Origin of the sequence: Pantoea sp. EKM103V (genome assembly GCF_011800365.1) — a bacterium.
GTDB classification, from domain to species: Bacteria; Pseudomonadota; Gammaproteobacteria; order Enterobacterales; family Enterobacteriaceae; genus Pantoea; species Pantoea anthophila.
In genome coordinates this window covers 318,389-331,173 of the sequence record NZ_JAALFQ010000001.1, presented here as the reverse complement: position 1 = coordinate 331,173, position 12,785 = coordinate 318,389, and the positions used below count along the sequence as shown (strand labels likewise).

The following is a 12,785-nucleotide window of genomic DNA, read 5'->3' as shown; positions in this document are numbered from 1 at the left end:
GTCACACACAGGCTTACGCGCTGCCCGCTTTTCCGCTATGGTATGGCGCAATCCGCTCGCGTGTCAGGCGGGCAGCAGCAGGTTTCCAATCTCACAGAAACATCACAGTATTAAGGAGTTAAGCTATGGCTGTAACTAAGCTGGTTCTGGTGCGACACGGCGAAAGCCAGTGGAACAACGAAAACCGCTTTACCGGTTGGTATGATGTTGACCTTTCTGAGAAAGGTCGTGGCGAAGCCAAATCAGCGGGTCAGCTGCTGAAAAAAGAGGGCTTTGTTTTCGATTTCGCTTACACCTCTGTACTGAAGCGCGCGATTCACACGCTGTGGAATGTGCTGGATGAGCTGGATCAGGCCTGGCTGCCGGTCGAGAAAACCTGGCGTCTGAACGAGCGTCACTACGGTGCGCTGCAGGGCCTGGATAAAGCGGAAACTGCGGCCAAATATGGCGATGAGCAGGTTAAGCAGTGGCGTCGCGGTTTTGCCGTTACCCCACCTGAGCTGGATCGTGCTGATGAGCGCTTCCCTGGCCATGACCCGCGTTACGCGAAACTGACCCCGGAGCAGCTGCCAACCACCGAAAGCCTGGCACTGACCATCGACCGCGTGATCCCTTACTGGAACGACACCATTCTGCCGCGCATCAAAAGCGGTGAGAAAGTGATCATTGCTGCACACGGCAACTCACTGCGCGCACTGGTTAAATATCTGGATAACCTGAGCGAAGATGAGATCCTCGAACTGAACATCCCAACCGGCGTGCCGCTGGTGTATGAGTTCGATGAAAACTTCAAACCGCTGAAACGCTACTACCTGGGTGACCAGGACGAGATTGCCGCGAAAGCCGCAGCCGTTGCGAATCAGGGTAAAGCGAAGTAATTTTTCGCTGAGAGGCAAAAAGGCCAGACAGAAGTCTGGCCTTTTTTATTGGGCTGCGTCCGGCAATGCTGTGTGTCATCTTTAACTGTCAGAGTAAAAGCCTGAATGTCCGTTCGTCCCGGACGAATCACATCGTCAAAGCCGTCTGAGTATGGCAGCAATAAATCAGCCCAATCTGCAGGGAACATGGTCAGAAGAGGAAAGCGTCCCGCGCCAGGGACAAAAACGCGGGGAGCGTTTTTGTACAACGCAACGCGTTGGCCCGGTTACGGGCGCACCTCAGGGATGAGGTGCGTAATCGCGCGGGCAGAGCGTGCCATGGATGGCGGTTGTTGCGTCTTTCCGATCTGACTGTGTTCCCTCAGCAGGCTCACTCTCCACCGCGTATTCAGACAGATCCGGCCAGTCGTCACGCCAGACAGCCAGCACTCAACCGCGGCGCTGTTTAACCGCTGCCGCCAGCTGACGCAGCACCTTATCGGTATCATCCCAGCCGATGCAGGCATCAGTGACACTCTTGCCATAGACCAGCGGCTCACCGCTCTCCAGGCTCTGATTGCCCTCTACCAGATGACTCTCGATCATCACGCCGACAATCGCCTGTTCACCGTTGATGATCTGCTGCGCGACATCGTCCGCCACGACCATCTGACGCTGGAACTGCTTGCTGCTGTTGGCATGGCTGAAATCGATCATAACCTGCTGTGGCAGGCCCGCTTTTGCCAGACCCTCTTTGACCTCAGCCACATGCTTCGCACTGTAGTTCGGCTCTTTGCCGCCGCGCAGAATAATGTGACAGTCGCCATTGCCGCTGGTTTCGACAATCGCGGAGTGGCCATATTTGGTCACTGACAGGAAGCAGTGCGGCGAACCGGCAGCGTTGATGGCATCGATGGCCACCTTGATGGTGCCATCGGTGCCGTTTTTGAAACCGACCGGACAGGAGAGACCGGAGGCCAGCTCACGGTGCACCTGGGATTCGGTGGTGCGTGCGCCAATCGCGCCCCAGCTCATCAAATCCGCCACATACTGCGGGGTGATCATATCCAGAAACTCGCCCGCCGCCGGTAAACCGCTGTCATTGATCTCCAGCAGCAGTTTACGCGCCAGACGCAGACCATCATTGAGCTGGAAGCTGTTATCCATGTAGGGGTCGTTGATCAGCCCTTTCCAGCCCACGGTAGTGCGCGGCTTTTCAAAATAGACCCGCATGACCACTTCCAGTTCGCCTTTCAGCTCATCCCGCAGCGCCAGCAGACGGCCGGCATACTCTTTGGCGGCCTCAGGATCGTGGATTGAGCAGGGACCAATCACCACCAGCAGGCGGTCGTCCTTGCCCTGCAGGATCTGATGGATCGCCTGACGCGCCTGGGAAACTGTCTGTGCAGCACGATCGGTCGCCGGGAATTTTTCGAGCAGCGCAACCGGGGGTAACAGCTCTTTAATCTCTTTGATGCGTAAGTCATCGTTCTGGTAATTCATACTGATTCCATATTATTTCTGGCCCGGCGCCCGCCGGACACAACCTGCCCAATGTAGCCCGAAGCGCCAGGGGTGTAAATTCCCGCTGCGGGTTAAATGTGCGGGTCATATTTGCATTAATCAGGTTAGCGACTAGACTTTTTAATGGTAAGCACTGAGGAACGTCCCGCTTACATGATTAAATCACCCTGTTTAAGCCAACTGGCGAATTTTATTTCGTCCGGGACTTTTTTATCCCCAATTTCACCTCTGGGCTTAAAACGTCTTCATTTATTAATGGGAGTATAATGATGAAAAAGTTTGCCTTACTCTTTTTGACAGCAGCAATGACATTAGGCAGTGGCGCGGCGCTGGCGGAAGGCAGCAACAACGGCACAGCTAACCAGGCAGCCAGTGCAGGTGCGGTCGCACCCGGCGCAAAAGAGAACCTGCCACCGAATAATGTCGATAACAGCAAAATTAATAACACCGGCACCAATACTAATCCGGCCACTTCTGGCAGCACCACCAGCAGCGGAAATATGTCTGCTAACGAAATTGACCAGAACAGCCAGTGTAAAGATGGCAAATGTCCGAACATCAACAAAAAAGTTGAAACGAAAGTGGGCGGCGGTGACGTTAATACTAAAACCGACGGCACGACCCAGTAATTCTGTCTGACCCGGAGAGCATCCGTTCTCCGGGTTTTTCTCCCCTCTGCCCCACTCTTCCGCTATGCTCATCCTGTGAAATTTACAGGGAAACCGTTCATGGCCGTTTTGCTCTTGATTGACGATCATCCGCTGGTGGAAGTGGCACTTGAAGCCGCGCTCAGCCAGTCGCCCATTCCGGTTCAGCTCCTCTCTGCCAGCAGTGAACACGCCGCCCGTCCTTTTCTTCAGCAGCCGCTGGACATTATCGTGCTTGATATCGGGCTGCCGGAGAGCGACGGGCTGGAGATCCTGCGCCGCCTGAAAATCCATCGTCCCGACTGCCCGGTGCTGATCTACTCGGCCCAGCAGACCCGTCACTATATCCGGCGCGCTCAGGCATTAGGGGCGTCCGGTTATGTGGTGAAAAGCCAGCGCATGACGCAGCTGCTCAGCGCCATTCTGGCCGTGCTCGGCGGACAGACCGCGTTTCCGGAAACCGAAGAGGAGCCTGAGCTGCCGCTGACGCACAAAGAGCGTCAGATTCTGGCGCTGCTCGCCAGCGGCCTCTCTAACCTGCAAATCGCCGCCCAGCTGCACATCAGCAACAAAACGGTCAGCACCCATAAAAAAAACATTCTGGAAAAAACCGGTGCCCGCTCTGTGGTTGAGCTGGCTGACCTCTGGAAGGCGCAGCAGTGAGATATGCGCTGCTGATTCTGCTGTGGCTATGCGGCAGCGCGCTGGCTGAGGTGCGCCCGGTCAGCAGCCTGAACCTGCCGATGATGCTGCCGGTCACGCACGCCGAAACCATGCAGGGAAAGAGCCTGCGCGTCGGGCTGCTGGAAGAGAACCACGCGCCCTGGACGATGCGGATCGGCAACGACCTGTATGGCATCAATGCCGACTATCTTGCTGCGCTGCGACAGCTGACCGGAGCGCAGTTTACCCTGCGCCTCTACAGCGACGCGCCGCAACTGATGCAGGCCCTGAACCGTGGAGAGATCGATTTTGCGCTGGGCATGTGGAACACCCCGCTGCCTCAGGGCACGCTGAGCAGTGAAAGCTGGTTCAGCAGTCCGCTGCGGGTCTATCGCAATCAGCAGAACCAGCGTGCCGTGATGTTCAACAGCCAGAATGCGCAGCTTGCGATCAGCGACAGCACTCTGGCGCAGCTGCCACCCGCCCTGGCGGCTCGTCACCACTGGCGACGCTACAGTAGCGACCTGCAGGCGCTCTATACCCTGCTCAATCAGCAGAACGACTATGTGGTGGCGGACGAGACCAGCGCCGGTTTTCTGCTGAGTCAGCTGCAGCAGGGGCAGATTTATCAGATCGCCTCACATATTGAGGCGGGACAGCTCAACCTGCGTGCCCTCTCCCGCGATCCCGCGCTGATTGAGTGGATAAATCAGAGCCTGCGTCAGTTACCGGCGGAACTGATGAACAGCCTGCAGGCGCGCTGGAGCAGCACGCTGCCGCGCTATCAGGATACGCAGACCCTGATGCTCAGCCCCGCTGAACGCGCGTGGATTGCCGACCACCCTCGCATTACATACACCGCCGAGCCCGACAACTATCCCTGGAGCTATCGCGACGCCAGCGGCACCGCCAGAGGCTATGGCGTGGATTTACTGAAAGCGGTCGCCCAGAGCACGGGCCTGCAGTTTGAACCCGTGTGGGTCAGCAATCCCCATCAGGCCAGTGCGCTGATTCAGCAGCAGCAGGCGATGCTGCAACTGATGCAGCCCCTTAATGGCGATGCGATGCAGAGCACCTCACTGCCGGTGTGGCGGGCGCTGTGGGGGATCTACAGCATTCACTCTGCCCCGCTGTCGCACTGGCAGGATCTGCGCGGCAGGCGGATCGGCGTATTGCAGGATGACCTGGCGCTGCGCCTGCTGCCGGAGGATCTGCATCCCGTGCCGTTTGCCGACCGGAACAGCCTCTATGATGCGCTGGCAAAGGGGCAGATTGATGCGCTGGTCGATAATGTGCTCTCCGCCCGCTGGCGCATCGCCAGCCGTGATGATGCGCGTATCCACCTCGCCTTTGCCGCCAGCGACATCGCCTGGCCGATCGCGCTGGGTGTCGCGCCCGATCAGCCCCTGCTGCGCAGCCTGCTGGATCGGGCGCTGCAGCAGATCCCGGCGGATACTCAGGGCAAAATGCGCGACAGCTGGTCAACACCGCCGCAGCCCGGCAGCGTGATGGTGATGCGATCGCTGCCGATGATGGTGCTGGCGGTAGCCGGGGCCGCCATTGTACTGCTGCTTCTGCTGCTGGCGCGCCGTTACTGGCAGCAGCGCCGCGAGCGTCAGCAGCGCGAACAGGCGGAGCGGGCCAACGCCCTGAAGAGCCAGTTTCTGGCTACCGTCAGCCATGAGCTGCGTACGCCAATGCAGGCGATCCTCGGCCTGCTGGAGCTGGAAAAGCAGCAGCACAACAGCCAGAACCTGACCCTGCTGCACAGCAGCGCACACTCCCTGCTGACCCTGCTGAATGACCTGCAGGATCACGCACGTATCGAGAGCAACAGTTTTACCCTGGCGCCACGCCCGCTGGCGCTGGCGCAGTGGCTTGAACAGCAGCAGCATTTTTATCATCCGTTAATGCGGGCGGACGGCCCGCGTCTGATCGTCGCGGCACAGACGCCGCTGCCTGACACGGTAATGATCGATGCCGATCGCCTGCAGCAGGTGGTCAATAACCTGATGACCAATGCGCTGAAATTTACCCGTTACGGCACCATCCGCCTCACCCTGGCGGCAGAGCAGCAGCAGCTGGTGCTGACGGTCACTGACAGCGGCAGCGGTATTCCGCCTGAGGAGCAGCCGAAGCTGTTTGATCCCTGGTATCAGGCGCCGTCGGGCAAAACCGTGTCGGTACAGGGCAGCGGTCTGGGCCTGTTTATCTGCCGCGAGATGGTACAGCGGATGGGGGGCGATATCCGGCTCACCTCGCAGCCCGGCCAGGGAACGCAGGTCACGGTGACCCTGCCTCTGCAGATCGCGGAGCCGGTCAGCAGCACCGATGAGTCTGGCCTGCCCGGCTTTCCCCATCTGCGGGTGGCGATTGTCGATGACCATCCGGCCAATCTGCTGGTGATGCAGCAGCAGCTGGCGCGCTTTGCCATTCAGGCCGACATCTTCGAAGAGGGACGTGCGCTGCTGAAGGCCGATGCGCAGCAGCCTTTTGACCTGCTGTTTATCGACCAGATGATGCCGCGTCCTGACGGCACGCTGCTGCTGCGACTGCTGCGACGCCGTGACCGGCAGCGGGGACGGCAGGCGATGCGGGTGCTCTGCTCCGCAGACGCCCAGCTGCTGTCACGACCGGCTGAGGCGCAGGAGCGGGTTCTGATTAAACCGGTGCAGCTGGCCGATCTCCGCGCACTGCTGGCGGAGTGGCAGCCCGACCCGCTGGCACCGCTGGATGAGAACCTGTGGCAGCTGGCACAGCAGAATGACAAATTTCTCAGTCGGCTGAGTCAGACGCTGCACAGCACGGTGACCCAGGATCTGACCGTGATGCGTGAGGCGCGCGCACGCGCGGACTGGAACCAGTTTGCCGACGCGGCACACCGGATGAAAGGCAGCTGGTTGCTGGTGGGGCTGGAGCAGGGTGCACAGCTGAGTCAGCAACTCGCAGAGCAGGCAAAACAGCATCAGGACACGTCAGAGACGTGGCAATTACTGATATTATTAGCAAACAGGTTACTGAAAAAACTGGAATCTTATGGCACATACCCACACTCATAGCGGGCAGGATAGTAATCGCACGCGTCTGGCGGCCGCCTTTGGCGTGACCGTCCTCTTCATGGTTGCCGAGGTAATTGGCGGCTGGCTTTCAGGTTCACTGGCGCTGCTGGCAGATGCCGGACATATGCTCACCGATGCCGCCGCCCTGCTGATGGCGCTGCTGGCGGTCCACTTCTCGCGCCGTAAACCCAATGCGCGTCATACCTTTGGCCTGCTGCGCCTGACCACCGTAGCAGCCTTTGTCAATGCCATCGCCCTGCTGGGTATTACCGCGCTGATCGTCTGGGAGGCAATGCGTCGCTTCAGCGATCCGCAGCCGGTGACCGGCGGCCTGATGCTGGGCATCGCGATTGGCGGCCTGCTGGCCAACCTGCTCTCATTCTGGCTGCTGCACCACGGCAGCGAAGAGAAGAACCTCAACGTGCGGGCAGCGGCACTGCACGTCATGGGTGACCTGCTCGGTTCGGTGGGGGCGATTGTGGCGGCAGCCATCATTATGCTGACCGGCTGGACGCCGATCGACCCGATTCTGTCGCTGCTGGTGTCACTGCTGGTGCTGCGCAGTGCCTGGGCGCTGCTGCGTGAGAGCCTGCAGGAGTTACTTGAAGGGGCACCCCACTCCCTGGATGTGAACCGGCTGATGCGGGACCTCACCCTGAACATCGCTGAAGTGCGCAATGTTCATCATGTGCATCTGTGGCAGGTGGGTGAAAAGCCGCTGCTGACGCTGCATGTGCAGGTGATCCCGCCCTATGACCACGATGCGCTGCTGCACCGCATTCATGACTATCTGCGCCAGCACTATCAGATTGACCATGCGACCGTGCAGATGGAGTATCAGCCCTGTGCCGGTGCTGAGTGTGAGCTGAGCTTCAGCAGCGCGGCTGAGGCCGGCCACGGTCACAGCCATTCCCATTCCCACGACCATACTCACGCCAGAGGCGACGAGCACGCTCACTAAACGACAGCGCGCGGTAACCCGGTTACCGCGCGCTGTGACCGCCCCTTACTGGCCTGTCTGCTGCGCCGACAGTGCGCGTGACCCCTGCTCCCGGGCACTACGGATCCACATGCGTGAGCCATTAAGCGCAATCAGCGTCAGAATCACATACTCCAGCGACATCGCATAAACCCCCTGACGGGCAAAAATCATCACGCTGATGACGTTAATGATCACCCACAGCAGCCAGTTCTCAACATATTTGCGCGTCATCAGAATCATCGCCGCAATCGACAGCACCATCATGCAGGCGTCCCAGAACGGGAAAGCATCCGGCTGCAATGCCGGCATTGCCACCGACAGGCCAATCGCGTTCATCAGCGTCACCGCCGCGCGGGTCAGCATGGCAAACACCGGGTCAATGTAGAGCGTCATCAGCGCAATCGCGACGACGCAGCTCACCGCCCAGACGATCGCTTTCGGCAGCGGCAGCCAGCGAATCTTCAGCGCCGCCTGATGATCGCTGGTCTGCCGGCTCCAGGCGTACCAGCCGTAAATATTGGCGGCAAAAAAGAAGAGCTGCAGCAGCAGGCTGGCGTAGAGCTGAATCTGAAAGAAGATCACCGCAAACAGCGTGACGTTAATCAGGCCGAAGGGGTAGTTGATGATTTTTTCCAGGCTGGCAAACCAGATACAGAGTAAGCCCGCCAGGGTGCCGATAGCCTCAATCCATGAGAGATCGTAGCCGCCTGCACCCAGAGGAATGTGAACCAGAATATTATGCGTGCTGAAAAAGTCCATGCAGAGCACCTGTCAGGAAAACGGCTAGGCGTTTCCCTTCACGTTGAGTTTAAGTTCCGCTGCAAAGGATAGCATGCGATTCAGGGGCAGTAACGCCGCCTCTCGCAGCGTCTCGTCCACCTGAATCTCATGTTCCGCGCCGCCTGTCTCCAGCGCGTCTGCGATGGCTTTGAGCCCGTTCATCGCCATCCACGGACAGTGCGCACAGCTGCGGCAGGTGGCGCCCTCCCCGGCTGTCGGCGCTTCCAGCAGCTCTTTGTCCGGCACCGCCTGCTGCATTTTGTAGAAGATGCCGCGATCGGTCGCCACAATCATCTGCGGATGCGGCAGGGATTTGGCGGCCTGAATCAGCTGGCTGGTCGAACCCACCGCGTCGGCCAGATCCACAATCGCCTGCGGCGACTCGGGATGAACCAGCACCGCCGCATCGGGATAGAGCGCTTTCATGCGCTGCAGCGCCTGAGTCTTGAACTCATCATGGACAATGCAGGCACCCTGCCAGCACAGCACATCGGCGCCCGATTTCTGGGTGACGTAGCGGCCGAGGTGACGATCCGGTGCCCAGATAATTTTCTCGCCCAGGCTGTCGAGGTGCTCAATCAACTCAACCGCAATGCTGGAGGTGACGACCCAGTCAGCGCGCGCTTTTACCGCCGCCGAGGTGTTGGCGTAGACCACCACGGTGCGATCGGGATGGGCGTCGCAGAAGGCGTTAAACTCCTCAATCGGACAGCCCAGATCCAGCGAGCACTCCGCCTGCAGTGTCGGCATCAGGACGGTTTTCTCCGGGCTGAGGATTTTGGCGGTCTCCCCCATAAAGCGCACGCCCGCCACCAGCAGCGTGGTCGCCGGATGGTTGCTGCCAAAACGGGCCATCTCCAGTGAGTCGGAGATACAGCCGCCGGTCTCTTCGGCCAGCGCCTGAATTTCCGGGTCGGTGTAGTAGTGCGCGACCATCACGGCATTTCGCGCCTTCAGCAGGGTTTTGATTTTCTCACGATAAAACGCCTTCTCGTCGTCACTCAGGCGGGCGGGTTTAGGGGGAAAGGGGTAAACGGTGCTTTCAGGATCGAACATCACACTCATGACACAGCTCTCGTTTTATCTAATTAACGAAAATCGCCAGAAGAGGCGAAATATGGCGTTGAATCCGCCGTCGTGTTTTATATGCTAAACACGATAACGGAAAAGCCCGACTGTGTCGTGTGATTTTTTAATCGGCCTGCATGACCGCACCGCCAGCCCGACCCTGTGCGCCTTGTTCGCCCGGCTGCGGCAGGGGTTGTGATGTTTCCAGCGCCAGCAGAAACGCTTTAACCGTCAGCCCGCCGGCAAACCCGGTCAGCTTGCCGTTGGCCCCTATCACCCGGTGACACGGCGCGACAATCGAAAGCGGATTACGACCGTTGGCCGCGCCAACCGCACGCACCGCCAGCGGATGCCCGATCTCACGGGCAATCTGGCTGTAGCTGCGCGTTTCACCAAACGGAATCGCCACCAGTGCCTGCCAGACTTTTTTCTGAAAGTCAGTGCCGGCAAAATCGAGCGGCAGTTCAAAGCCGCGTCGCGCACCGGCAAAGTACTCGCCGAGCTGACGTGCCGTTTCGACCAGAATGGGATGGTCATCATCGCGCGTCTGCGGTAAAAAGCGGGTGCGATGAGGATCGTCGTTCTCCCACAAAATACCCGCCAGGCCGCGCTCGCTGGCCACCAGTTTCAGTTCGCCCACCGGGGTAACAGTCAATTTGAAGTAATACATGGTGATTCTCCCGTCACGGTTTCGACACGCATTATCGCACTTTTCCTCAGCCTGACTGGCTGTTTTCGGTCATGGCGATAAACTGATGTGTTGTCCGAAAACAGCCAGTCTGCCGGGAATCACCGGTGTAGGCTCCGCATATTTACCGGAGAAATACCATGCTTAATCCCGACATTGCCTATCAGGCGCTGACCTCCCGTGATACCCGTTTTGACGGCGTATTTTTTGTTGGGGTGACCTCAACCGGTATCTATTGTCGTCCGATCTGCCCGGTCAAAGCGCCGATGCAGAAGAACTGCCTCTTTTTCAGCAGCGCTGAAGCCGCCGAAAAAGCGCGCTTTCGTCCCTGCCTGCGCTGCCGGCCTGAACTGGCGCCGGGCAATGCGCCGGTGGATCAGCCGCACCGCGTGGCGGAACGGCTGATTCAGCGCATCGAAGAGGGAATGCTGGAGGAGCGCGAAGGGCTGGAGGCGATTGCCACTGAGTTCGGTTTAAGCCTGCGTCAGCTGCGGCGTATCGTGCAGCAGGAGCTGGGGGTCTCACCGCTTGAGCTGAGGCAGACGCGACGGATGCTGCTGGCAAAGCAGCTGCTGACGGAGACGCAACTGCCGATTACGGAGATCGCCTACGCCAGCGGTTTTGGCAGCCTGCGCCGCTTTAATGATGTGTTTCAGGCGCGCTATCGCATGACGCCAGGCGCCCTGCGCCGGAGCGAGGCGGGTGACGGGCGCACGCAGCCCGGTGACCGCGTGACGCTGCGGCTCGCCTATCGCCCGCCCTACGACTGGGCAGCGATGCTCTGGTTTTTACAGACTCACCTGATGAAAGAGGTCGAAGCGGTGGAGGATGGCACCTGGCGACGCACGGTGGCGATGGGCCGCTATCGGGGCTGGGTCAGTGTCGCGCATCTGCCGCAGAAGAATGCGCTGCAGGTGACGCTCTCCACCTCGCTGACGCCGGTTCTGCCTCTACTGCTGCGCCGCCTGCGCGACCTGTTCGATCTTGATGCTCAGCCGCAGCGTATCGCCGCCTGTCTGTCACAGGATCCGCTGCTGGCGCCCAGCCTGATCGCCCACCCGGGCCTGCGTGTTCCGGGTGCCTTTGACGCCTTCGAGCTGGGCGTGCGCGCGATCATCGGTCAGCAGGTGACGGTCAAAGCCGCCACCACCGTCAGCAGCCGCTTTGCCGCCGCCTTTGGCGAGCCCTGTGAAACGCCGTTTGCCGACCTGACCCGCTACGCCGCGCCGCCGGCACGTATCGCTGGCCTGACGGTCGACGAGGTTGCGCCGATGGGCATTGTCAGCGCCGCGCGCTCACGCGCCATTATCGCCTTCGCTGAAGCCTGCGCCAGCGGGGATCTGCGCCTCAGTGCCGCTCAGCCGCCTGACGAGGTGATCAAAAAGCTGATCAGCCTGCCAGGCATCGGTCCCTGGACTGCCCACTACATCGCGATGCGCGCCCTGCGCTGGCCGGATGCCTTTCCCAAAGAGGATATCGCCATCCGGAATAACCTGGGCGGCATGTCATCCAGGGAAGCAGAGGCACGCTCGCAATCCTGGCGTCCCTGGCGCAGCTATGCGGTGATGCATATCTGGGAGAGCCTGGCAGTGGCGAAAGCGAAGAAAAAGGCGTAACGGTGGATACAGGCCTGCTCTCCTCATAATGCAGAAGCAGCCCGCGCCAGTAGCGCGTTCAGACAGCTGAAAAAGCTAAATCGAGCTAATCTCACAGCGCACCACAGAAGCTTAACGTGCAGGGAGCAGGGTCAGAGGAGGAAAGCGTCCCGCGCCTGGGACAAAAACGCCGGGAGCGTTTTTGAACAACGCGAAGCGTTGGCCCGGCTACGGGCGCACCTCAGGGACGAGGTGCGTAATCGCGCGGGCCGAGCGGGTCATGGATGACGGCTTTTGCGTCTTTCCGATCTGATCCTGCTCTCTGCGCATGCTCCTTCTCACAGCCATCCCGGATAGACTTCACTGACAATCTCAAACTTGCGAGACGTGTTGTACTGACTCATCCAAAGCCGCGCCGTAAAGTCCGTGCCCTGGAAACGAAAAAAGCGCCCTGAGGGCGCTTCTTTCTTAATTGGTGGGTCGTGCAGGATTCGAACCTGCGACCAATTGATTAAAAGTCAACTGCTCTACCAACTGAGCTAACGACCCGCTTGGGGCTTACAACCGTTCAGCACGCCAGGCGGCTGAAGTAAGATGGTGGGTCGTGCAGGATTCGAACCTGCGACCAATTGATTAAAAGTCAACTGCTCTACCAACTGAGCTAACGACCCATCTTAGGTTGTGAAGCAATCCTGAACTCTTCTTCGCGCGTCGCACTGATGCGCGACTGAGAGAAGATGGTGGGTCGTGCAGGATTCGAACCTGCGACCAATTGATTAAAAGTCAACTGCTCTACCAACTGAGCTAACGACCCATCTTCAGGCTTGCCAGACACTTTGCATTGTGTCCCGGCAACGGCGGCATATATTACTGATTTAGCGGGGTAGCGCAACTCTTATTTCTGCTAAATGCTTCAGTTGCT

General features: G+C 59.3%; 10 protein-coding genes and 3 tRNA genes. 6 read left to right on the top strand and 7 right to left on the bottom strand.

All coding sequences use genetic code 11. The features are described 5' to 3' along the window. Positions 1–125: 125 nt before the first annotated feature. Positions 126–878 carry a 2,3-diphosphoglycerate-dependent phosphoglycerate mutase gene (gpmA, locus tag HFD97_RS01695; protein WP_009091367.1) on the top strand — a complete coding sequence of 251 codons (753 nt, stop codon included), beginning with the start codon at positions 126–128 and terminating at the stop codon, positions 876–878. A gap of 429 nt (positions 879–1,307) precedes the next feature. On the opposite strand, the gene aroG is transcribed toward gpmA, so the two are convergent. Continuing rightward, positions 1,308–2,360, bottom strand: a complete 1,053-nt coding sequence (aroG, locus tag HFD97_RS01690; protein WP_009091369.1) for a 3-deoxy-7-phosphoheptulonate synthase AroG — start codon at positions 2,358–2,360, stop codon at positions 1,308–1,310. 287 nt (positions 2,361–2,647) lie between these two features. Between aroG and HFD97_RS01685 the strand changes: the two genes are divergently transcribed. From HFD97_RS01685 to zitB, 4 genes are all read left to right on the top strand, one after another. After that, the gene (locus HFD97_RS01685) at positions 2,648–3,010 is read left to right on the top strand and encodes a YbgS-like family protein (protein ID WP_033736370.1); all 363 of its coding nucleotides are present in this window, start codon (positions 2,648–2,650) and stop codon (positions 3,008–3,010) included. Between the two features lie 99 nt (positions 3,011–3,109). Then, positions 3,110–3,691, top strand: coding sequence for a response regulator transcription factor (locus tag HFD97_RS01680; RefSeq protein WP_009091372.1), 582 nt, complete (start codon positions 3,110–3,112; stop codon positions 3,689–3,691). Next, positions 3,673–6,750: an ATP-binding protein gene (locus HFD97_RS01675; RefSeq protein ID WP_167431236.1), complete on the top strand. Its 3,078-nt coding sequence runs from the start codon at positions 3,673–3,675 to the stop codon at positions 6,748–6,750. The genes HFD97_RS01680 and HFD97_RS01675 overlap by 19 nt, the downstream gene beginning before the upstream one ends. Beyond that, complete coding sequence (zitB, locus tag HFD97_RS01670; protein ID WP_167431117.1) at positions 6,728–7,711, top strand: CDF family zinc transporter ZitB; 984 nt, start codon at positions 6,728–6,730, stop codon at positions 7,709–7,711. Before HFD97_RS01675 ends, zitB begins: the two co-directional genes overlap by 23 nt. A gap of 45 nt (positions 7,712–7,756) precedes the next feature. Here zitB and pnuC read toward each other — a convergent pair whose 3' ends face one another. The 3 genes from pnuC to HFD97_RS01655 all read right to left on the bottom strand — a co-directional run bounded on the left by pnuC (position 7,757) and on the right by HFD97_RS01655 (position 10,250). Next, the gene (pnuC, locus tag HFD97_RS01665; protein WP_167431118.1) at positions 7,757–8,491 is read right to left on the bottom strand and encodes a nicotinamide riboside transporter PnuC; all 735 of its coding nucleotides are present in this window, start codon (positions 8,489–8,491) and stop codon (positions 7,757–7,759) included. Between the two features lie 24 nt (positions 8,492–8,515). Next, positions 8,516–9,577 carry a quinolinate synthase NadA gene (gene nadA, locus HFD97_RS01660; protein ID WP_009091379.1) on the bottom strand — a complete coding sequence of 354 codons (1,062 nt, stop codon included), beginning with the start codon at positions 9,575–9,577 and terminating at the stop codon, positions 8,516–8,518. Positions 9,578–9,704: 127 nt separating this feature from the next. Next, positions 9,705–10,250 (bottom strand): methylated-DNA--[protein]-cysteine S-methyltransferase, encoded by a 546-nt coding sequence (locus HFD97_RS01655; RefSeq protein WP_140028230.1) that lies wholly within the window; start codon positions 10,248–10,250, stop codon positions 9,705–9,707. 158 nt (positions 10,251–10,408) lie between these two features. On the opposite strand from HFD97_RS01655, the gene HFD97_RS01650 reads away from it, so the two are divergent. Next, entirely contained in the window at positions 10,409–11,884 is a 1,476-nt protein-coding gene (locus HFD97_RS01650) for an AlkA N-terminal domain-containing protein (protein ID WP_167431119.1), read from the top strand. 452 nt (positions 11,885–12,336) lie between these two features. Here the strand turns inward: HFD97_RS01650 and HFD97_RS01645 are convergent. The 3 genes from HFD97_RS01645 to HFD97_RS01635 form a co-directional block, all read right to left on the bottom strand. Beyond that, positions 12,337–12,412: transfer RNA gene (locus HFD97_RS01645), tRNA-Lys, on the bottom strand. A gap of 46 nt (positions 12,413–12,458) precedes the next feature. Further along, positions 12,459–12,534, bottom strand: a tRNA-Lys gene (locus tag HFD97_RS01640). Between the two features lie 67 nt (positions 12,535–12,601). Beyond that, a tRNA-Lys gene (locus HFD97_RS01635) sits at positions 12,602–12,677 on the bottom strand. Positions 12,678–12,785: the final 108 nt, after the last annotated feature.

Coding starts and splice junctions, on each gene's coding strand:
- gpmA (WP_009091367.1), top strand. CDS start 126: ATGGCTGTAACTAAGCTGGTTCTGGTGCGACACGGCGAAAGCCAGTGG.
- aroG (WP_009091369.1), bottom strand. CDS start 2,360: ATGAATTACCAGAACGATGACTTACGCATCAAAGAGATTAAAGAGCTG.
- HFD97_RS01685 (WP_033736370.1), top strand. CDS start 2,648: ATGATGAAAAAGTTTGCCTTACTCTTTTTGACAGCAGCAATGACATTA.
- HFD97_RS01680 (WP_009091372.1), top strand. CDS start 3,110: ATGGCCGTTTTGCTCTTGATTGACGATCATCCGCTGGTGGAAGTGGCA.
- zitB (WP_167431117.1), top strand. CDS start 6,728: ATGGCACATACCCACACTCATAGCGGGCAGGATAGTAATCGCACGCGT.
- pnuC (WP_167431118.1), bottom strand. CDS start 8,491: ATGGACTTTTTCAGCACGCATAATATTCTGGTTCACATTCCTCTGGGT.
- nadA (WP_009091379.1), bottom strand. CDS start 9,577: ATGAGTGTGATGTTCGATCCTGAAAGCACCGTTTACCCCTTTCCCCCT.
- HFD97_RS01655 (WP_140028230.1), bottom strand. CDS start 10,250: ATGTATTACTTCAAATTGACTGTTACCCCGGTGGGCGAACTGAAACTG.
- HFD97_RS01650 (WP_167431119.1), top strand. CDS start 10,409: ATGCTTAATCCCGACATTGCCTATCAGGCGCTGACCTCCCGTGATACC.